The sequence below is a fragment of the Stenomitos rutilans genome (genome assembly GCF_059505485.1).
The window spans coordinates 1-21,800 of sequence record NZ_JCACKR010000102.1 but is presented as its reverse complement, the minus strand read 5'-3'; the positions used below and the strand labels follow the sequence as shown (position 1 = coordinate 21,800).

Sequence of the window (21,800 nt, the reverse complement as noted above, 5' to 3'; positions counted from 1 at the left end):
ACTTACCAGAAGTGATTCCTGAAGCATTGGCGGCGGCGCATCAAATTCAGGATGAGGAAAGCCAAGCTGAGGCGCTGACCAGACTAGTCCCATATTTGCCAGAAGTGATTCCTGAAGCATTGGCGGCGGCACGTCAACTTCAGGGTGAGGTCTCTCAAGCTTTTGCGCTGACCAGACTAGTCCCATATTTGCCGGAAGTGATTCCCGAAGTGTTGGCAGTGGCGCGCCAAATTCAGGATGATTATTACAATGACCGAGCTTATGTGCTAACCGAACTAGCCCCCTATTTGCCAAAAGCATTATTGCCCGAAGCGGTAGCGGTGGCTCACCAAATTCAGGATAATTACGAACGAGCTTCTGCCTTAAGTAAATTAGCCTCATATTTACCCGAAGTCATTCCTGAGGCTGTGGCAGTGGCGCACCAGATTCAGATCAAAAAAGACCGAGCTTCTGCCTTAAGTAAATTAGCCTCATATTTACCCGAAGTCATTCCTGAGGCTGTGGCAGTGGCGCACCAGATTCAGGATGAGAGTCTCCAAGCTTTTGTGCTGAGCAATTTAGCTCAATATTTACCGGAAGTGATTCCTGAAGCAACAGCGGCGTTGCACCAAATTGAGTATGAGCAATATCGAGCCGAGGCACTCAGTGTCCTAGTCCCATATTTACCGAAAGCGTTACTGTCCGAAGCAGTGATAGTGGCACGCCAAATTGAGTTTGAAGACTACCGAGCTGAAGCATTGAGTGCCTTAGTCTCATATTTACCGGAAGTGATTCCCGAAGCATTGACCGTGGCGCACCAAATTCAGGATAAGGAAAGCCGAGCTGAGGCGCTGACCAGACTAGTCCCATATTTGCCAGAAGTGATTCCGGAGACCTTAGCAACGGTTCGCCAAATTCAGGATGAGGAAAGCCGAGCTGAGGCGCTGACCAGACTAGTCCCATATTTGCCAGAAGTAGCTCCCGAAGCAGTAGAGGTGACATGCCAAATTTATTTTGAAGATTACCGAGCGGAGGCATTAAGTAGATTAGCTCCGCATTTACCGAAAGCGTTATTGCCCAAAGCGTTGGAAGTGGCACGCCAAACTCAGGATGATTACTGCCGAGCTTTAGCACTGAGCGGATTGGTTCCATATTTGCCGGAAGCGATTTCCGAAGCATTAGAGGTGACGCATCAAATCGAGAATGATTACTACCGAGCCAAGGCGCTGAGTGACTTACTCGATTACCTAGATCTCACCAGTTTTGAATTGTGGCGTAATATTCTTCATTCCCTGGCCTGTCTAAGTCGTAAGGAGTTTGTTAATGATTTACCAAAACTCAGTTCAGCAATTCTGGGGTTGGGGGGAAAGGCAGCGTTAGAGGGTGTTGTCGTAGGAGTGCGTGAAGTGTGTCAGCAATGGCGTTAACCGCAACCCCAACTCTCTTACCCAGGCTATAGTCCTCCCTATAAAGCACGTTACAACAGAATCAACACCCTCTACAAAACCGAATTATGGTTGACCCTGCCACTGCTGCCACCGCCCTCACCGCCGCCAAAATTACCGAACTCGCCTTCCAAAAATTCATCGAATCGAGTGCAGGTGAGGCGGCTAAGAAATTCACCGAAACCGCGATCGCTAAAATGGATGATCTCCGCAAAAGCATCTGGACAAAACTGCGGGGTAAGTCTCCTGCTATTGACGAAGCGCTGACCAAAGCAGAACAGGGCGATCACGCCGCCATTGATACCGTTGCCAAATACCTAGATGTGGCAATGGTAGATCACCCCGACTTCGCCGCTGAAATTCGGGCGTTCGCTCACGAAATTACCCTGGAGCAAAAGCAGGATAACAGTAGCATGACCCAAACCAACTACGGCGGCACCAACTATCAAACCAAAACCGGAGACAACAACACCAACTTCTTTGGCGGTTCCCATAATCATGGCAAGTAGTCATTCCTAAGCGAGTTTTTCCGTGACCCAGATGAGCCACAGTGGCGATCGCTTTAACGTTCAAACTGGAACCGACAACACCAACTTCTTTGGTGGCATCCACTTTCATGGTGAACGCCTCACCTCAATCATGCCAATTGAAGACAAAGAGGTTGCCGCTCAGGAGCGCGAAACCCTCTCCCATGAGTTCTATCGGGGGATCTCAGCTCGATATGAACACATTCTTGCCGCAGTTGATCAACCTCGACCAGATAAACTCAACGAAATTGCCCAAAAATTCCGAGAACATCGGGTGGTGATTGTGTATGGTGCTTCTGGGCAGGGAAAAACGACTCTCGCCTACCGTTATCTGCATGATTGCGTTCCCCACCATCGCCGATTCCAGGTACAGGTCATTGAAGGACGGCAACATGCTACAAATCTGGCGAAGGCCCTGATCGCACAAGCGAATGAGAGCGCCAGTTTAATTTCGGTCTATGTCGATGTTGCCCCTAACGATGTGGGGTGGGAAGACCTGGTGAAACAGCTATCTCACCATCTCACCATCCAGACCTTGGTCACGATTCGCGAAGAAGATTTTCGTCGTGCCAGCATCTCTGGAACAGAGCTACAGTTTGCTCCTGTGGAACTTGCTTTCAATCGCTCAGAAGCAGAAGAGATCTATCACTTTCTGACCCAGACGGAACGGCCGCCACATATCCTGGATTTTGAGGATGCCTGGAAACGGTTTGGCGACGGAGGTCCTCTGCTGGAATTTGTCTACCTCGTGACGCAAGGCGACTCCCTGAAAGAAAAATTGCGCCAACAGATTCAACGCATTGAAGATGAAATCAGAGCTGGAAACCGTTCTGAAGCCGAACTTCAACTTCTACGACTGGTTTCTGTAGCCGCCGCGTTTGAAGCTCGTTTGCAGGTGAAAGAATTGGTGCGGTTCCTCCAATTGCCTGCTGCCAAACGCACTCTGGAGGTGATGGAGAAAGAATATTATCTACTGCGTACCCTGGAGAACGGAACACTGGTCGGAGGGCTACATCCTGTCCGGTCAGCCATTCTAGTCAGTCTTCTCACCGATTCAACCTTTCACCCTTGGGTAGATAGCGCCATTGACTGCTTGCCATTCATCATCGAGCAAGACATTGGCGGTTTCTTGCTGTATGCCTTTCTCCGTACCCAAACGGAGCTACAACCCTTATTCACAGCTCTCAACACTTATCAGCCCACTCAATGGAGTGCGATCGCAGGTGTAGTGCGTGCCCTCCTCTGGCTGGGCATCAAGGATTACGTCGCAACCAATCAGCAACTTATTTCGGATGTATACGCGGATTGCCAACAGGGATGGGGAATGATTCTCGATGGTGACGTGGCAAATGCGAGTCCGGGAGTATTAGAAGGATTACTCTCGACCCTGACACCATTGTTTGATGAGGAGCGACAACAACAGATCGAAGCTCTGCGAAGTCGCCAAACCGATAAATGGGAGGTATTTGTTCCCGCTTTCAGTTGGCTCTCTCGCTTAACTCAAGCACCCTCACCACCGCACTCTGAATCCGAATGGACAGGGATGGCAGAAGTTTTATTCTGGATGGGATGGCTACAAGTTCCCCTGCCAATTTCAGATTGGCTCTCCCTCACTGATTTAGAGAATGTAGTCGAAACCTTACCTCTTGCAACTTTGACAGATCTAGCACTTGGGCTGTTTTACGCTGACGAAGCAGGCTATCGTGCTTGGCTTACTCAACATCAAGTAAGGTTGATTAGTCGGTTTCGACAAGAAACTCAAACCGTGGCATGGGAAGATGATGGGCAAACCGTGCGATCGCACTTTGTAATTGAATTGTTTCGCCCTGAACAGCCCTCAGAAGCAGCGCAGGCTATTCAAAACCAGGCTCAAAGAGGTTTCATTGATTTGGCAATGGAGCGGTTGGAACTATGCAGAAAGTTGTTTCCTGACCGTGAAGTGTTTAGCAGCCGAGGGTACGGTCATCGGAACCCACTGATTGAATTCCATGACGAAACCGAAAAGAATATTCCCCGCGCTAATTTTCCCCTTCAGCAGCTAGTCTCTCTCAATGCCACATTCAGAGGTCTGGCAGAACAGGCGTTTAGACCCAGTAATTGGGAAGAATACACTCGCAATGTTTCAGATCTACGGCGGTCTATTATTCAATCCCTACAACAATTGAAGCGGGGTCTAGAGGTTTACTTTAGAAGCAGACAAACAACCCAAATCTTGGGTCAACATATAGACTCCGACGGGTGGACTCGCAGCCGTCAACTGCTAGCCTCGTCCCCCCTACTGCCACGGTGTGCCTTTGATGCTTGGGGCTTTGTTTCCGATAGTCGCGATCGTGTTGATGAATCGGATGGGAGCGTTCCCTATCAGCGTCAAAATTTGGCCCTGGAAGTGTACAGCTCCTATCTCAAAGCTCTCAATTCATACGTTCGTGGATGTAGTAACTTCTTTGAGCAAGCTGAATGGGTCTTAAACTTCCAGCCCTATTTTAGAAACGGAGAAAATGCTCAAGTTCAAGAACTTGCCCAACAACTGAATATTGATGTGAGTCAAAAAGCTCATCTATCTGTCATAAACCTGGGAGATGCTTGGAGAGCCCTATCTAAACTACAAAAAGAATTCAAAGAGCTTCTGTCCTCATTTGTTGGTGCAGACACGCTAAACGATTTAGAACGCCAAGAACAAGCAGCGTTCGATCAACTCTGGTGTTCCTGGTACTTCTTTGTCTTTCATCCCACGCAGCAATTCCAAAACGCTACTTGGGGGGCAAAGCAGGAATTCAGCAAACAAGTCAGAGCTATCAGAATTAGCATTCAAAGAGAGCTCCGTCGGATTTCTCAAAATGGTCTAAGGGCCCGTATTCTCTCAGAAGACACACCGTGGGAATCCGAATCAGCCCTCTGGTTGCAGGTAGATGGAGAAAATGCAATCGAGGTGCACACCGCTATCGAAGCGATCGTTGGAGCCATTCGTCAAGCGATTATAGCTGTACCTCAGAGTGAGTTACGGCGATACGCTATTGATTTCACCTGGTCAACCATTCTAGTTGTGCCTTTGGTACAGGGGAAATCTATAGCATCACAAACTTGGCGGTTTTCCTCGATCATGTTTTCAGTCGATCCCAGTAGCGATTTGGGGCGTTGGCACTTTGTACCCGTTCCCATTCCAGCAGATGCTCTTTCCCAACTAGGACTCTCAACCTGGATGCACCCACGCCTTGACATAGCTCAGCAACTCATGGGATCAGTTTCAGGATTGTCGCTCCTAGCTTCACACCTACAAGATTTTGAACGTCTCCCCGAACTGGATGACCAAGGGCATGGTATCTTGCAACCCTATATTCACGAGTGCGCCACTCAACTAAGCGCCTGTTTTCAAGCTGTGTTAGATACAGTTGCAGAACTGCTTAGCTATTACAATCAGCTTTCGCCTCAAGATTTGGCAAGTCACCCGTATTTGATGCTAGCCATTCAAAGCGTTACAGAATTGCACGAGCACATTAAGCCAATTACTGATCGCCAGACCGACAGTAAGCTTGAGCTGTCCATGAGTCTCGCAGAATTCACTGAGTGGGCTAATCGCTTAGAGTCCATTCAGCAATTAACGTTTTTAATTTATCTATGCTGGGTGGCTGACATCTTACAAGAGGCTAAAAATGAGAATACCTAAACTGTGCTCACAATGGCTCATCTTTTGAAGCTTGCAACCGATGGCGAGCGGAGACGATCGCATCATGCAGCTTGTTTTGAAGCACTTCTTTGGAAGGCAGCACAGTGAGGTACTCGGCAACATGGATACCGCTCTTATCAAGTTCTAGTAGCTCGATCTGCTCTTGCTTTTTGCCTGCACATAAGATGATGCCTAGCGGCGGTTGTTCATCACTCTCCTGGTCGTATTTGGCGAGCCAGCGCAGATAAAGCTCCATTTGACTTTTGTACTCGGGACGGAAGTTGCCCAGCTTCAGCTCGATCGCGACGAGGCGTTTGAGTTTACGGTTATAGAACAACAGATCAATGTAAAAATCGTCGTTGTCGATTTGCAGGCGTTTTTGACGAGCAACAAAAGTGAAGCCTGCACCCAGTTCTAGCAAGAATTGCTCAATCTCTCGCAGGATGGCATCTTCGAGGTCGGTTTCGAGATAGCGATCGCTTAAATCCAGAAAGTCCAGGATATAGGGGTCTTTGAGAAGTAAGTCTGGGGAAAGTTGCTGGTCTTGACGCAGTTGGTCGAGGTCGTGACGAATGGTGTCTTCGGGTTTGCGGGAGAGAGCGGTGCGCTCGAAAAGCATGGAGTTAAGCCGTTCTTGTAGTTGACGTACGCTCCACTGTTCAAGTTGTGCCAGTTCGATGTAGAAGTCGCGTTTCAAAGTATCTTCGATGCCAATAAGTAGTTTGAGATGCGACCAACTCAATTTTGCACACACTGTCTGCAAAATCTCTCGATCAGGGAACGCATCTGCAAGCACGACACAGTAGTGCAATTGTCGCTCACCCCAGCCTTTACCGTAAGCCTGAGTAAGGTATTGAGAGAGGTTCAGAAGCACCTGTTTGCCGTATTCAGCACGTTGGCCTTGCAAGATTTCAGTCTGAATACGTTTGCCGACTTGCCAATAGAGCAGGGTGATTTCGGCATTGATAGCAACAGCAGCACGTTGTTTGGCGGCATCAATTAGTTGCCTGATTTCCTGAAAAAGGAGATCGCTCGGTTGAGACAGGTCATTGCTCATTGCTCTAGAACATCCCGATACTTCAGAAACAGCAGCCAGGACGTTTGTTTCGTATAGTCCAACTCAGTGGTGTGACCCGCTTCCTTCCAGAGAACGTTATCAGTGCTGTTGAAAGTTTGCTCGAACATCTAGCTTTTCTAAAGGAGTTTCAGAGAAGGGGGTATAAGGCATAGAGCTGACTTGTAATGCCATCAAACAGATAGCAAGACCAACCCTATCTTGCCATCAGGCGGCATAACTGAGAAGGGTGAATGACAAACTTTGACATTCTTTGCCATTCACAGCATCATTGAGATCGTTCCTCTCGGTGTCCTCTTTGAAGGCTTTGCTCATGAACGTTTCCCTCACCCCAGAGCTTGAGCAATACGTCCACAGCAAGGTCAAAAGTGGGCGCTATCTCTCTGCTAGTGAGGTGGTACGGGAAGCCTTGCGCTTGCTGGAAGAGCGCGATCGCTTACGGGAGATACGACTGGCAACGCTTCAAAAGGAGGTTGAGATTGGCATTGAGGATAGCGAACGAGGAGAAGTCTTCGACGACGAAGCAGTAATTCAAGAACTACTGGAAGAGCTTGAATAGCCTCGGCAGACTCACTGACGCAAAACGCTATACGCTCGGCGCTTAACCCTTTTCTTTTTTCAGAGCCGTGTCAACGCGCTTCAGTAACCGAGCCACATCCTTGGTGATGCTTTCAAGTTCAGGCGTCCCCGGTTCAGCATAGGCTTTCTGCCAGCGGGTTAGCTCCGTCTGTAAGCGACGAAGCGATGTTGCAACAGTATTGCTGTCATCCTTTCCAGAAAGCCGGACATCTGTCACACTTTCCTCGATCGCTGTATTTAAGTAGCGTCGAACCGTCCGAATACTCTTGCCGATGATCACTTCCAGCGCGGGCCGCAGAGCTTTTTCACTCTTTGCTGGTCTTCCCTTCACCTCTGCGTAGCCTGCATTGCGTAAGCGTTCAGCCAACGCTCGGACTTCCACGGGGGTGTAATCCCGCCGCTTCTCGTTCTCTGTAACCTCCACTTGTAGCGCCAGGTCTGGGTTTTCCTCAGCATCAAAATCAACCACTCTGACTGGAACGAGGTCATTGGAAAAGTGTTTTGCATAGGCAGTAGGATTCGCCTCTTTGAGCCCAAACACGGCCGCCTTACGGTGCCCACCCGCTAACAACCTTCCCCGCCTATCAACCACTAACGGTTCCAGAAGACCCAGCACCGCGATCGACTCTGCCAGATCGGTTACATGCTGACTGCTCAACCCTCGGGTGTCACTGGTACGATCGAGAATCTTTCCCAACGGCAAAACCGACGAGCGGGACTGTTCTAACTCAGCTCTAGCTTCCGCCTCCCGATCCTTCACCTGGATAGCCGTTCCTGCGGAATCGGCTGCATCCAACAATTCTGCTGCACTGCGTCGTCTTGCCATTTCTGTTGCCTAATCCTTAGCTATTGCCATCACCCACTGTGCGATCGCGGTTAACTCATCCGCAGAGCGCGATCGTGGTGCAAAGTCCATCAACGGTATCTGCTGTGCTCCAGACTGTGAAAGGTTCGTGTCTTGGTGAACCGTGAAGTGCTTAATATCAGAGTAGCGTTGAACCAACTGAGCCGGAAGCTCTTTATCCAATGCTCGTCGCTCATCAACCTGGGATAAAACCAACGCCCATTGCTTTGGTCCTCTGCGCTCTCTAGTTCGATAGCTCTCCAAAATACCCATCACTCGGTTTGCCCCCATGATGGCGAAGGGATGAGCATTGGTTACAACAAGCGTTATCAGCGCCGCCACCAATCCTAAACGCTCTAAGCTTTCATTCCCTGGAGGGCAGTCCAAAATAACGGCATCATAGGGCATGACCTTCACCAAATCTGCCAAGTCTTCAGGATGGAGCGACTGAATCGTCTGGTTCGTTAAATTGGGTCCGCCCGGAAGAACATATAACCCTGAAGCTGCTTCCAGAGGGCTTGGTTGATTGCACGTTAAAAGTTCAGCCGTGCCAGGTGCCGTCGGGTCTACTCCCAATGCGTAAGCCGCATTCGACTGAGGATCTAGATCAACAACTAAAACTTGTTTGCCCTGCTTAGCCAGAACTGAGGCAACTCCACAGGCGATCGTGGTCTTGCCAACTCCTCCTTTTCTTGCCGCCACTGCAACCCGATGTTGCGTCATGTATAACCCACATCAATGTCTTTAAGTAAACGATACAGGCTTCGCTACCAATGAGAACCGCTATTTTCTAAACGCTTGAGAAACCCTTCTTAAAAACTAATGGGTGAGTTTGCCTTCACTCCATTGAATATTTCGCTTAGTAAACTACATGCCGAATGGCTGAATTCTAGCCCTCTCAAGCAGAACTCTCAATTAACGCTCGCCCTAGTTTGGCTCAAGGAATATGTTAGACCTCGTTCTCTGTCGTCTCTATCTGCTGTGTAATTCTGCGTGCCCAAGGAGTCTCAGCAAAGCCCAAGAGGCTGCCACTGGGAGACACCATGCGAAAGGTTTGCTGTCCCCAAGGTTCTTCACGCGGGACTTGCGTGATTGTTTGACCAGCGCCTTCGATGTGAAGAGCAGCGTGCTTCACGTCGTCAACCTCGAATTCCAGCGTGAAGCCAAGCGGAATACGCTCAGCGTATTCACGACTGCCAAAGACACTCTCTGCAGCATGGCCACGATTCCAAAGCCCAAAGTGCAAAACACCGGGTACGGAGAGCATAGCGTAATCGTCACTGTCATGCTTCTCAACGGTTAAGCCCAACACATCCCGGTAGAATACGAGAGCCTCATTGACATCTTCAACGATTTCAGCCAAGCCAGCGATGTGTCTTAGCATGTGTCCTCCTGTAATGCCTCGCTATAGTATTGAGCGTCACAACGGCTGGCTACGTCCCAACCTTCCTCAGCATTATCGATCACATCTGTGGTCCAACACCCTATTTTGGGGAATTAAACAGAGCCCTTGCCTGCCAAGTTCAGTTCTTGAGACGTTATTGACTACCTCTAATTGTGATAAAAGCCATCTTGTGCCAGTTGGGGCCGTCTCACAAACGGTCCTTTAATTAACACTTTGTACGAACAGAAACAGTTGCATTTAGTCGCACTTTGTCGAATCCCTTGGCAGCAATGCTTTTGCACCGTTTCGCGTTGATCCACCGGAGTATTCAGACTGTAAATAAATCAGGTCAATAAATCTATGTCTCAAAAATGACTAGCGTTAACGAGTTCTGATACAGTTGCAATACATTCGAACGCTTTATTATGCTGATCGGGTACAAACGGGTTTCAACGGATGACCAGAATCTGAACTTGCAACATGATGCACTCACCGAAGCAAGGTGCGATCGCATCTTCTCTGACAAGATGAGTGGTGCCAAAGCTGATCGCCCCGGATTGAAGCAAGCGTTTGAGTTTTGCCGGGAAGGAGATACGCTAGTGGTCTGGAGATTAGACCGCTTGGGTCGATCACTCAAAGACTTGATCGCCTTAGTGGAAGAGTTGGAGAGTCGCCAGATTGGGTTGCGATCGCTACAAGAAAGTATTGACACCACCAGCAGCGGCGGCAAGTTAATCTTCCACATGTTTGGTGCGTTGGCTGAGTTTGAACGGAATCTGATTCGGGAGCGTACTCAAGCTGGCTTAGTTTTAGCAGCGGAAAATTTTTGGTCGTTAGTGAGCCGTTGGAGTAAACTGTCCCATTTACGATGTCTGGTCGATTATTGCTGAGAAGCCTGTAATGGCGCAAAATCGTTGCTTGTGATTCGGACTGTCCCATTTATAGGCGAAAATGGGACAGTGTGAACTAATAGGCATCCAATCAAAGTGTCCTCTAAAAACTAGACAGGGAAGGCTTTTCAGCCTTAACGACCATTTTTTGTCCGTTGCTAAAACTAAGCCAAGCTGGTTTACAAGCTGCGAGAGTAAGGGGACGAAAAGGGGGGCGAAGGCCGAAACTAACGCCACATCAAATTGAAATTGGGAGGTCGCTAGCAGCGGATCCAAAACGGAGTGTGCCCTCAATCTGTAAACATTTAGGCATCAGTCGTCCGACTTACTACCGCTACATCAATTTACAACAGGAAAGCGAACTTGCTGGAATAAAACGAACTGGGTGATGGCTGACCTTAGCATGAAGAAATTTTCGAGGCGTGAAGCGACAAAGAGGGCAAGAGGGCAAAAGCGGAAAAGGGCTACAGAGTCCTCGGGGCAGCACAAATAACTCGAAAACCGATATTGTCGTCGCGGTTGACGGGCGGACGGTGGTGGCGAGAGGCAGAACGGCAAGTCCACGGAAGGTCGAGCCAGGAACCGCCGCGTAGTACACGTTGATTAGCATCACCAGGAGATTCCCACATATAAGAACGACGAGAACCTCCTCGAATTACATCTTGACCTGACCTTACAAGCCATATATTTCCATCTATTGGAGCGGCTGTATAGTTCTCGTGCCAGTGATCCTGACACCACTCCCAAACATTCCCGTGCATGTCGCATAATCCGAAGGCATTCGCGATTTCAAACTGGTCTACACGGGTGGTCTCTTCTCGATACTCGCCTTGAGGACCGTCATTGTAGGTGGATTTGCCGTCATAGTTGGCGATCTCTGTGGTCAGGGTTTTGCCAAAGTAGAAGGGAGTGGTCATTCCTGCCCGACACGCATATTCCCACTCGGCTTCGGACGGTAAGCAATACGGTCTACCGGTGTACTTCGCCAGCCGATCGCAGAACTCTACCGCGTCATACCAGGACACCTGCTCAACGGGACGGTTGTCTCCCTTAAAGTTCGATGGGTCTGGTTCCAGTGCATGCCGCACTTGGGGCAACGCCGCCACAAACCGCCACTGTGCTTGAGTGACAGGATAGCGCCCCATAAAAAAGCTGGAGATACTCACGTCATGCTGCGGTCCTTCACCTTCGTAGCGCTCTGGCTCATCGACTGGCGAACCCATCAAGAGTGTGCCCGATGGAACCAGAATCATGTCCAGCCCGATTGCCTCTCCCAACTTTTCGGTAAAGTAGCGGGCTTGTTTGCGTTCCTTACGCAGAATGAGACCTGCCATGCCAGACGGCCTCACATTGCCATAGGCAGAGCGGAAGGGGGTTGTTTGAGCAGCTTGGGAAGGGTGCACCACTTCTGGAAACCCCGCCGGTTCTGGCGCCACCCGCTCTACCTTGGGGGGCACCGCACTCGGAAACCTTGGTGCCTGTGCGGGTTTAGTCCTCTCCTGCAACACACTCAACAACAATGCTTTTGCGGCGGGTTCAGTTATACCCACTAAATCGACATAAACAATTTGTGCCAGCAGCCCTGTAGGTTTACACTCTTCCACCCTGACGGGAATCAGCTTGCGTACTATGCTTTGTGGGTCACGGGCAAAGGCAGCTCTCCACTCTGGTTCTGTGTAGGTTGATTGCAGAAACCTCTCAGACAGTACCACGATCGTGATCTGCGCTTCAGTAACAGCTCTGTCCATGAACAGGGCAAAGTTCCCACCCGGTTGGAAATCCCATACCTCAATCACAACTGTATAGCCTGCTTCCTCCAAAGTCCAGGCAATCCACTCGGCCCACTGTTTGTCGTGGCGATTATAGCTGATGAAGAAGTCTTTCATGCTGACCCAAGACGTGGCTCTATCCCATTTCCCTCCAGTTCAGCTTAAACGTTGTGGTAAGAGGCGACAAGGTGGGGGAGCGGCTACTCGTGGTCCACCACGTAACGATCAAAGCTCGACGTTACCACCTTATAACCAAGTACTTCCGTCAGTTAAGTGCTCCCTCGTAGTTCTTGTGCCAGTAGGCTAAACATCCCTCCCAAACGTTGCTATGCATTTGTCCAGGACCAAAAGCATTACGGGGGAAACTGGCTACATCATTGGTTTGTCTTTTAAAAGCGCCTATCCCTCCTGCATTGGCGAAGCCTCTCCCGTAAAGAATCGCCCAGCATAAATTTGTGGTCCCTCAGCAGCCGATTCAGGCTCGGCACGTACCTTTGATCAGATCGTGGGTCTTTTGGATGATGGGCAGCTCGTTCACGGTCTTTTGGATGGGTTGAAGCCGCTACTTGTAACAGCCGTCCAGGATGACTTGCTGAACTTTCAAAAAAGATTAAGGCTCTGCGATCGCTGCGCAGCTTGATGTCTGTAAAAGGTTGCAAAAATCGCTCAGCGCTACGCGCAAAGAGGGCAAGAGGGCAAAAGGGCAGAAGGAAAGAGTGCTACAGAGTTCTCGGGGCAGCACAAACAACTCGAAAACCGACAAGGTCGTCGCGGAGGGCGGGCGGAGCGTCGACGCGATAGGCAGAACGGCAATTCGAGGGTTGGCCGTGCCAGGAACCGCCGCGTATTACACGAGAAGCGTTCTCATCCTCACTTAACCAGGCACTGCCATCGGTCGTTGCACCTTCGTAGCTTTCATGCCATTGATCCTGACACCATTCCCAAACATTCCCGTGCATGTCGCACAGTCCAAAAGCGTTTGCAATCCCAAAGTGGTCTACAGGAGTGGTTTCCTTTCTAAACTCACCTTTCGGTCCTCGCCCATAAGAGCCTGACCAACTGAGCTCTTCATCATCAGTGCCTCGATAATTTGCTAAGTCAGTGGTGATGGTTTCACCAAAGTGGAAGGGAGTTGCGGTTCCTGCTCGGCAAGCATATTCCCACTCCGCTTCAGTCGAGAGGCGATAGGCGCGCCCAGTGTAGACAGAGAGTCGATCGCAGAACTCTACCGCGTCATGCCAGGACACTTGCTCAACAGGACGCTGATCGCCTTTGAAACTGGAAGGATCTGGTTCTAGTTCTCGGTTGACTTGTGGCAGTGCCGCCACCGCTCTCCACTGCGCCTGGGTCACGGGGTATTTCCCCATAAAAAATGTGGCGATATTGACCTCATGCTGCGGTCCTTCGGAGTTGCTTCGCTCCAGTTCATCCTCAGGCGACCCCATTAAGAATGTGCCTACAGGGATCTGCATCATCTCGAGGCCAAGGTCTTGATTCAAGGACTCGACGAAAAACCCTACAGTTTGCCGCTTTCGTAGGAGCCTTAATCTAACTTGTACTTTAGGTATTTGTAAGTTAAATGGTGATTTGCTAAGAATAGCTAAGTCTGTCGCAAATACACGACCCCGGACTGTGCCAGATGTTGCCGTAATTACCCCAATTACGCGATTGCGTTCAAGCTCTAACACTGCCGCCCCACTTATACCAGGGGCAATTTGATCTGATTCGAGCTGTAGCAAATCATTTTGTAATTGTTGATTATGTGGTGATTCTACAAAACCTAAGATTCTTCCCTCCACCCACATTCCCGAAAAATTGCTTTCCCCACGCCTATAGCCAAAACTTCGAAAACGACGAGCTTCTAGGTAACCTGTTGGGTCTTGAGCTGTATCCAAGGTGGCTACTCCAACACCTTCTGGTAAGACTTCAGCGTTGATTTTTAGTACCGCAATATCGTCGTCAAAATCATTGAGATACTGAAAAGCAATCGCTCTCTGAATTCTTGCTTGTGGGTTGCTTGCTTGGGGAAAATAAACAATGACTTCTGCTAATTCATCTTCAACTTGAGGATTTACGCCTGCATTCATAACAACATGCTTACAAGTAACAATTCGTCCGGCTTCTGAAACGACAAATCCAGTTCCCAGAATTGTTTGAGTCTCGATGTGACGGATTTGAACTGTGAAACTTCTTAGATCTTGAAGTTCTTTTTGGGGTAGAACGTTCTCTGCTTCCTGATCCAAGACAATTCCAACAACTTCTACTTCCTGGGTCTGTGGTTGAGATTGTATATAGGGATCGTAATCTAATTGAGCTGTAATAAATTCGAGAACTTCTAAGTCCGGAAAAGGAGTATCAGATTCTAAGGGCTGAATCCAATTAGGATATCGCTGCGCATCATGTTCAACCAACTGAGCCAGTTCAGCATAGTCTCCCCCTAGGCGATGAAGTACCTCCGTCGCAATTTGAGCAAACGGCAGAATGGCATCCTTGGTTTCCTGGCTCCAATCAGACTTGGGAGACAACAACGCCGTAAAGCTCTTAATCTCAAAGCCCAATGTTCTGGCAATGCGCCTAGACAGGGCTTCAAGTACTCCAAGGGTTTCGTCGAGGGGCGTGATTTCGTTCAACAACCCTCGCACCTCTTTGACAAAGTCGTATCGCGCTGGAGCGTCTGGCTTTGCCAGGTTTGGTTTCACGTCTTTTAACAGACTACTGGTATAGACTTCAGCAATATGAACCGACTGTACCTCTGGCAAAAGTTCTTGTTGAATCAGATGCACCACGGGTAACTCTACAGGCACGGCTGCCATCATGCGGGCTAAACGCTGAGCCACCGGAGAGGCAGTCGCCATAAAAAGCTCCACCCGCTCTTTAGCAGATTGTGGTTGAATGACAGCCACTGATTGATCGCGTTCTGGATCTTTTACCCAGGACAGATCAAACAGCCGCGCTGGAGATCGCTGTCGCCCTGCCGCCGCAACCACTAACGCCCACTGCTTCAAAGCTTTTGCCGTCAGAGTGACGATCGGTACCAGCAATGTATCTGCCGGTGCAATTTCGGTACGAGCAGGCAGTTCTCTGACTTGCAGCTTTGGGTTTGGTGCACCTGGAAGCAAGGAGCCTACTTGTACCGCAAACCCAACATCTAACTCGCTTTCGCTCCACAGTCGTTCGGGCAATAATTGAACGATCGCGGCTGGTCCATGCTGGCTCCAAAGGGTTAACCAATTATGGATTTGCCCCTGCCGCCAGAGGCGAGAACGGCAATCACTAATGAACAACACTAATCGCCGCCCAGAGACATCGACCAGTTCTTTATGACTTCGTAAAGGCAAGTCTTGATCAGTGTCTGAATCCTGCGGTTGCTTGGCTACCAACTGCGGCTGCCCCGTAGCCGCCTCTTTGACAAACCAGGTACGTACATTACGGAAGGCTCCCTGTCCTCTCAACAACTGTTGAAATTCATCCAGAGTCTCTTGCCAAATAAAGCTAAACTGAGAGGCTTCAATTACCAGTTCCAGGTCAAACCAGCGTTCTGGCGAGGGCTTGAGAATGGGCAACCAAATATCCCGTTCAGCAATGCGATTTACGGTAGCGCTTTCGTCTAGCTCCGATCGTGTCAAGGATGGCACCTTTCGCATCAAAGGACGCAGCGATCGACTAATCTCACGAGGATGAGCCAACGCCGGAGCAGCTTGCACCTGGATTGGTAAGCCCGCTTCTGGAGTTTCTACCGATCCGGTGTCAGGCTTCGCCGCTGGGGGCATATAGACCGAAACCGTGGGTGGGGAGACGGTTAAAACAGTGCTGTCATCAATCACCTCAATCGTGATCGCATCGTCTGACTCGCTGGACTCGTCGATCGCGGCTGGCTCGCTGACCTCGTAGGCACCGCCAATTTTAGACGCTAACCAGAGCGCATCTGCAATATCTTCGTCGTTTAGTAAAGGTTGCGCCTCACTAAAAGACTCAATCTCCTGATTGCTCAGCAGCAAATCTGATTCCTGCAAAATGGTGATCAGGCGGCTAATCATTGGGTCTGAGGCTTAGATGAACGGTCTTTGGATTTAACCTCCAGGGGCCGATCCAACGGCGCTAACAGATGATCCAGTAGGCTCTCTTTTTCGTCACCCACCCAGTCGCGCTGGCGGATAATCATAAATAGGGCATTCAGCAGTTGATCGGTCGAAAGCTGCTCCCGACTTTTATCACGACTCTTCAGAAAACGGTCAATTAAATCGCTCACTTGGCTTTCTGAGAGATTGCAATGTTCGAGATGGGCTTGGATAATGCGTTCTAACTGGACGCGATCAGGATCGCGCATATTCAGGCGCAAACACCGACGCAGAAAAGCAGGTGGGAAATCTCGTTCCCCATTGCTAGTCAGAATCACAAGGGGAAACTCTTGACAGGTAATCCGGCCTCCCTTAATTGTGACCTTCTTCTCAGCGTAGGTGTGCTCAGCTTCATCGGTATACGCTGTACGCACCCTGACTGTGATAGGGGCTACTTTCTGATCGGGGTCGTCACTCTCTTTTTCCAACCGTGCCAGCTCCGGAATTTCAAACCGCCCTTCCTCAAAAATCGTCAGCAGATCGTTGGGCAGGTCGATGTCACTCTTATCAATCTCATCAATAATCAACGCACGGGGGCGCGAGGACTCCAATAGGGCCGTCCCCAAGGGGCCCAGAGTAATGTAATTCGCGATTTTTTGCGGGTCTTCGGTATAGTCCCCTCTCACTTCCGATTGCTTGACCTCTTGTAAACGACCAATGGCATCGTAGGTATAAAGACCATCTTTCAGCGTCGTACGTGTCGTAATCGGCCAGTAGAGTACTTCCCCCAGCTTTAACTCATGAGCCACTGCATAGGCCAGGGAAGATTTTCCCGTCCCTGGTTTGCCCGTAATCAACAGCGGTCGCCGGAGATACAGTGCCGCGTTGACCATTTCAACCTCTTCGGGCTGAGACTGGAAAGTTTCCCCCCGACGCTTCCGACGACTGACACCAGGATTGGGGTCTTTGCCAAAGGGCCGCCAGGGCGGAGCCTCGGGGAGAGCATCGATCGCGTCATGGGGTGCTCGGTTATCCCCCTGAAACAGCTTCCAGTCTTCGGGTGGTTTACTCATGGAGTGCTTAACTCAGGCGGACTTGGGGGGGACTAAATAGGGGTCATCCCATAAAAGAGATAGATGATGACCTATGTGAGCCTCGGGTGAGACTTTACGAGCGCGTTGACGCTCCTCTTGAACCGTGTGAAGTAAATTTTTTAAGCAACACGCGTTCAGTATCCGAGTCAACTCAGTATCGTTAGTTGTGCTCTTGAGGTTTGTACGACCCCAGATAGCGATCGGTGTACCTGTTTGTAAAAGTACCCCAAAGAGGCTATTTGTTCCAACACAGGTCGGAGCTTGTTTAACCTTCAAACCAACCACTGTCTCCTCGAGTAGATCGTAGTAAAGATCTTCCAAATTATTATCATCTCCTGCAATGAAAGCATCACAAGCGAAATTCTCTAAGAAAGACTTTTGCCGATCCCACTTTTGCTTCCATATCTTTTCTTGCCTATAGCTCCGACTCCAGCGCTCAGTACATCGCAAAACTACCTTGTACCGACGACCTAGCATTGGTTTCACAGGCCCGTCATCGTCTAGTTTCCAGAGATCAATAGCATGATTCATAAGTTCCACTGGCAAACAGATATGTAGCTCAGGATCACTATCAAATAGATGGCTACTTTCTACCAAAAACTGAGAAATGAGCTTCGGCAGTTCATCTGGTAAAGCTTCCTGTGCATAGGTTTCATCACCAGTCATCCCAGCAACAATGATAGGGCTAATACCTTGCCGATGAGTCTGATAGTCTTGAGTGTCATGAATCAACCAAGCTTTAATTTGATAGTAAGTTTCAGCCTGAGATTGAGTTGAGGCCTCATCACCACGGCTGATTGCAATGAGTAAAGCAGATTGAGCTTGTTGCCCATGCTGGCTCTGTTGCTGTTCTACTTGTTCTAACAAGTCAGTCCACCCCTGACCTAACTGTTCCTCGCCCCAATGTTGGAGCTCTGCGATCAAGCCCACATCTTGAAGATTAATGATTAGATGAGCTATGAACTCTTCTAGTGGGGCGTAGTCAAATTGACCTTTGGGAATTTTGAATAACTGAGTGATAATTTCATCTAGCATTGCTGGATTATGCTGATTCTTCCAGCCCCGATGCCTCAACACGTTCAGATAAGCAGCCCGCATACCGTCTATCGGCAATGGACTACCACTAGGTTGTAAAATCTTAATCAGATGATCAATCGACCTACCTTGGAGTTTTGCTTGCAAGTCCTTGATCTCCTGCTCTTTCTGCTCAATTTGCTCGAACAGAAGATTCAACCGATTCTCATACGTCCTTCTGATCGTCACATCAGGAGTCGCTGCAATTTCTGATTCAGTGTTCTTACGATCTTCGTTAAACTTAGCGAGTTGTGATTCCAAGAATTCTAGTTGAGGGGAACTAATTATCATTTCCCTCCTTGAATCACTTGAATGTCGTGGTCAACCTGCTCAATCTGCTTGAACAGAAGATTCAAACGGTTTTCATACGTCCCTCTGATCGTCACGTCAGGAGTCGCTTCAATTTCTGATTGAACGTCGTCAAGCTGTTGCTCAAGGTTTGTCCGTTTTCTTTGCAACCATTGCAGCTTGCGTATCTGGGATGAATTAACGGCAAGATTCTTTGGAGACATACGGGCACTCACGTCTATCTGATCATCTCCAAGCTTTAACCAGTAGACAGGCCGTATCTTTTGATTCTTCAAGAAATCTGCTTGAATTCGCTCGGCGATCGCTTTCATGTCAGGCAAAAGAGACTGTCCTTTCAACTCCTCCAGCACTGCTTGAGAAAATTGACCTGTGCCTGCATTCGCATCGTTGGTCGCGACTCCATAATCAGGCGACGCAAAGAAGACAAATTGCTCACTCGGCCCAAACTCGCCACTAGCGGCAAATTTAACCTCAGCCACTTCCCCTTGAATTGTCTGAGCCAAGCTCTGGTAAAACCCATTGGCACAGGCATCAATCAGAAAAATCTGCTGGGGAAACCCAGCCCCATGGGCAGCTGTACTGAGGGCTTCTACCAAGGAATTAACGTTCAAATTCCATTTTGTGTCGTCATCGGTATCCGCAAAGAACAACCGTCGGACGGTCGCGTCCGTTTTTGTGATGATGCCATGCCCCCCCCAGAAAACATAGAGCAGTTCCCCTCGACTACTTTCATTGGTTAACCGAGATCGAATGGTACTGGTAATGCGGTCATGGGTTGCAGGTGCTGGGGTCAACCCCCTTGCCTCTGCTGCCGTTCGCACCCCCTGATTCTGCTCCAGGGGAGACAGAAACAAATAAATATGCTCTGGCTCAACTCCTTGATCCAACAGCCAGCTAGAGAAATTAAGGGCATCGTTAGCGGGACCGTTTAAGTCATACGCAGAACCTGCTTGGTACTTTTCAATGCCTACGACCAAAGCATAGACCTTAGCAGGTTGAATAGCGGTGGCGGTCATGGCAATACTTTCTCGATCGCATTCCAGGTTTGCTCATTCGCCCAGTAAGCGCCATGCGCCTCTGGGAAGGGCTGTCTATTATCTACCTGAACATCAGTAAGTTTTCCGGGGAAGATCCCCTCGCAATTGCCAACATAGCTCAAGAAATCCCTCAAATCATAGAGGTTAAGCCATTGCGGAAAGTGCTCCGGTAACGGTTCGCCATAGGCTAACGTCTGCAAGGCATCAATCTCGTAGAAAAAGGGTGCTTGTGAGCCAACGGTGATGAGACACGCTACATTAGCTCGTAGATCGTGCTCAATCAACAGATCCACGCAAGCAATACCGCCCAAACTGTGAGCAAGGAGGATTACCGGTGGCTCGATTTGCTCGTGCTCGATCTGGCTACGGATAAACTCGCGAATCTTTTTACCTTTGGCTTGATAGACCATAATGTCACCCGCAAAGGGATGGGCTCCATCCATCACAGCCCCCCGTTTACGTTTGATTTTGTTCGTACCAAAGCTGAAGGCCAAGCCCGTTAACTGGCTTTTAGTCCAGTTTAGAAGTATGCCTCTCGCCGTTTCGTCACGAGTCAACGTCTTTTGAATGGCATCAACGGCTTCATCTCTTAGTTGGTCATTCTCCAATAGCCAGGGGTAGAGTCCCTGTTCTTCGCAAAGAAGGCGAGACGCAGAGACAATTGCTCTGGCGATTGCAGCATAATCACCATCCAGTGGTCTAGAGGTTGTTTCAAGCAGCCTCCCGAATGGTTTAGAGTCCGCACCAGTGACCACTTCACAAGCCTGCTTGAAAACGCTGCCAATTCCTAGAGCATCCAGCCTTGACTGCAATGCAATCGCCGTGAAGAGTGTTTCAACTCTGCCCTTAAGTTCTTGGGCTGGTGTCGGTTGACCAGGGACAGCCCTTTGAGCTTGCAGTGGCCTCAAACCCAATAGCCGTAACTCGTAGAATGGATCCTGATACAGGGAGGACCAGAGGCGAACGCTTTCCTCTTCAGGCGTTAGCTCATGTCCACCTTGTGCTTCCTTGTAAGTAGGGATAGAAGCACCGCCAGCATTAAGCTTTGCCCCCAAAAGGTCGCCCCAGAGGCAGGGCACTAACTTGGCATCTGGTCTAAGCTTTTGAAGCGCTTGCTCCATTTGCTGCAATGTTTCAGCATACGCTTCTTTCCTGCCACCAGTCCCATGTACGAAGATTACAGTCGTCATACTCTCATGTCCTTACCTTGCTAGGTTTTAGTTGCCAGCCGCAATCACCATTGCTGGAAGTAGGATTTCAGGGTGTCTCTACTACTCAAGCAACCTACTTTTAGGAGTAATGCATCCGGGCGTGATTAATCTAAAGAGGTTCAACTGAGCTTAATATTCCGTGTCTAGACTATTTTATTTGAGATCCTGAGAAAACCCAAGATGCTTCAGCGATGTCGAAAGGAGGCAGGATAGCAAAAAGGTTTGCAAAGACAACCAAAATAGACGGGGTGATCGCCTGGGTTAACTGCCCCCTGGAGCAGAAGTGCCACGCAGAATGGGGCTTTCAGCCTCTGAAAACGGACAAAAAGGCCTCTGTACTACCGCTTTCGGCGTCCAAAAAGGCCAATTCTAGTCCAACGCCACTAGTACACCCTGCAAAACCGCTGGTGTCGCGACCATTTATTGCACCGCTTTGACTCGGCGATCGCGCTCAGATCTCCATCATTGTGACCGGCGATCCAGCATGATAAAAGTGTAGATTCTTGGCAATACAGCAGCAGCATGGCGAAACAGAAGACGAGCGAACCGCTGACAGGCACAGCGCTATTACAGAAGGTCAAGACGCTAGCCACCCTGAGCAAGACCCAGAAAGCGAAAGCCTGCGGTTATTACACGGTTACCAAGAGTGGTGGGGAACGCGTCAACCTGTTGCAGTTCCTGCATGCGCTGGTGGAAGCGGAAGGTATTGCGCTGGACCAACCAGCGGCTGAGGGAGGTCGGGCTGGACGCCGTGCGAGTTATCGGATCGCGGTGCAAGCGAATGGTCAGCTGTTGATCGGTGCCGCCTATAGAACCCATTTGAGATCTCAAGGGGAGGCAGCAAGCCGCTTCAGCATCAGC

The 21,800-nt window shown here is 49.5% G+C and carries 18 protein-coding genes; 7 read left to right on the top strand and 11 right to left on the bottom strand.

The window, feature by feature from the left end:
* From AC5JLP_RS20300 to AC5JLP_RS20290, 3 genes are all read left to right on the top strand, one after another.
* Positions 1-1,406 (top strand): hypothetical protein (locus tag AC5JLP_RS20300; protein ID WP_496069762.1); only part of this gene is annotated, 1,406 nt, incomplete at its 5' end.
* An 86-nt stretch (positions 1,407-1,492) separates the two neighbouring features.
* On the top strand, positions 1,493-1,933 hold the full coding sequence (locus tag AC5JLP_RS20295) for a hypothetical protein (protein WP_496069761.1): 441 nt from the start codon (positions 1,493-1,495) through the stop codon (positions 1,931-1,933).
* A gap of 22 nt (positions 1,934-1,955) precedes the next feature.
* On the top strand, positions 1,956-5,615 hold the full coding sequence (locus AC5JLP_RS20290) for a hypothetical protein (protein ID WP_496069760.1): 3,660 nt from the start codon (positions 1,956-1,958) through the stop codon (positions 5,613-5,615).
* Between the two features lie 7 nt (positions 5,616-5,622).
* Here the strand turns inward: AC5JLP_RS20290 and AC5JLP_RS20285 are convergent, their stop codons facing one another.
* Together AC5JLP_RS20285 and AC5JLP_RS20280 are read right to left on the bottom strand one after the other, a co-directional pair.
* A complete protein-coding gene (locus AC5JLP_RS20285) occupies positions 5,623-6,672 on the bottom strand; it encodes a PDDEXK nuclease domain-containing protein (protein ID WP_496069759.1) in 1,050 nt (349 codons plus the stop codon).
* Entirely contained in the window at positions 6,669-6,800 is a 132-nt protein-coding gene (locus AC5JLP_RS20280; RefSeq protein ID WP_496069758.1) for a hypothetical protein, read from the bottom strand. The genes AC5JLP_RS20285 and AC5JLP_RS20280 overlap by 4 nt, the downstream gene beginning before the upstream one ends.
* Before the next feature lie 203 nt (positions 6,801-7,003).
* Between AC5JLP_RS20280 and AC5JLP_RS20275 the strand changes: the two genes are divergently transcribed.
* Positions 7,004-7,249: a type II toxin-antitoxin system ParD family antitoxin gene (locus tag AC5JLP_RS20275; RefSeq protein ID WP_496069757.1), complete on the top strand. Its 246-nt coding sequence runs from the start codon at positions 7,004-7,006 to the stop codon at positions 7,247-7,249.
* A 42-nt stretch (positions 7,250-7,291) separates the two neighbouring features.
* Here the strand turns inward: AC5JLP_RS20275 and AC5JLP_RS20270 are convergent, their stop codons facing one another.
* From AC5JLP_RS20270 to AC5JLP_RS20260, 3 genes are all read right to left on the bottom strand, one after another.
* The gene (locus AC5JLP_RS20270) at positions 7,292-8,095 is read right to left on the bottom strand and encodes a hypothetical protein (protein ID WP_496069756.1); all 804 of its coding nucleotides are present in this window, start codon (positions 8,093-8,095) and stop codon (positions 7,292-7,294) included.
* A gap of 9 nt (positions 8,096-8,104) precedes the next feature.
* Positions 8,105-8,836 (bottom strand): ParA family protein, encoded by a 732-nt coding sequence (locus AC5JLP_RS20265; RefSeq protein ID WP_496069755.1) that lies wholly within the window; start codon positions 8,834-8,836, stop codon positions 8,105-8,107.
* Between the two features lie 226 nt (positions 8,837-9,062).
* Complete coding sequence (locus tag AC5JLP_RS20260) at positions 9,063-9,497, bottom strand: VOC family protein (RefSeq protein WP_496069754.1); 435 nt, start codon at positions 9,495-9,497, stop codon at positions 9,063-9,065.
* 425 nt (positions 9,498-9,922) lie between these two features.
* Between AC5JLP_RS20260 and AC5JLP_RS20255 the strand changes: the two genes are divergently transcribed.
* Positions 9,923-10,387, top strand: coding sequence for a recombinase family protein (locus AC5JLP_RS20255; protein WP_496069753.1), 465 nt, complete (start codon positions 9,923-9,925; stop codon positions 10,385-10,387).
* 155 nt (positions 10,388-10,542) lie between these two features.
* Positions 10,543-10,776, top strand: coding sequence for a helix-turn-helix domain-containing protein (locus tag AC5JLP_RS20250; RefSeq protein ID WP_496069752.1), 234 nt, complete (start codon positions 10,543-10,545; stop codon positions 10,774-10,776).
* A 75-nt stretch (positions 10,777-10,851) separates the two neighbouring features.
* Here the strand turns inward: AC5JLP_RS20250 and AC5JLP_RS20245 are convergent, their stop codons facing one another.
* The 6 genes from AC5JLP_RS20245 to AC5JLP_RS20220 all read right to left on the bottom strand — a co-directional run bounded on the left by AC5JLP_RS20245 (position 10,852) and on the right by AC5JLP_RS20220 (position 20,918).
* Positions 10,852-12,273, bottom strand: coding sequence for an SUMF1/EgtB/PvdO family nonheme iron enzyme (locus AC5JLP_RS20245; RefSeq protein ID WP_496069751.1), 1,422 nt, complete (start codon positions 12,271-12,273; stop codon positions 10,852-10,854).
* 602 nt (positions 12,274-12,875) lie between these two features.
* A complete protein-coding gene (locus tag AC5JLP_RS20240) occupies positions 12,876-16,193 on the bottom strand; it encodes an SAV_2336 N-terminal domain-related protein (protein ID WP_496069750.1) in 3,318 nt (1,105 codons plus the stop codon).
* Complete coding sequence (locus AC5JLP_RS20235; protein WP_496069749.1) at positions 16,190-17,287, bottom strand: AAA family ATPase; 1,098 nt, start codon at positions 17,285-17,287, stop codon at positions 16,190-16,192. The genes AC5JLP_RS20240 and AC5JLP_RS20235 overlap by 4 nt, the downstream gene beginning before the upstream one ends.
* Positions 17,288-17,299: 12 nt before the next feature.
* Positions 17,300-18,643, bottom strand: coding sequence for a VMAP-C domain-containing protein (locus tag AC5JLP_RS20230; RefSeq protein WP_496069748.1), 1,344 nt, complete (start codon positions 18,641-18,643; stop codon positions 17,300-17,302).
* Between the two features lie 26 nt (positions 18,644-18,669).
* On the bottom strand, positions 18,670-19,707 hold the full coding sequence (locus AC5JLP_RS20225; RefSeq protein WP_496069747.1) for a caspase family protein: 1,038 nt from the start codon (positions 19,705-19,707) through the stop codon (positions 18,670-18,672).
* Positions 19,704-20,918: a lipase family protein gene (locus AC5JLP_RS20220; protein WP_496069746.1), complete on the bottom strand. Its 1,215-nt coding sequence runs from the start codon at positions 20,916-20,918 to the stop codon at positions 19,704-19,706. The genes AC5JLP_RS20225 and AC5JLP_RS20220 overlap by 4 nt, the downstream gene beginning before the upstream one ends.
* 543 nt (positions 20,919-21,461) lie before the next feature.
* On the opposite strand from AC5JLP_RS20220, the gene AC5JLP_RS20215 reads away from it, so the two are divergent.
* A partial coding sequence (locus AC5JLP_RS20215) for an AbrB-like transcriptional regulator (RefSeq protein ID WP_496069745.1) occupies positions 21,462-21,800 on the top strand: 339 nt, incomplete at its 3' end.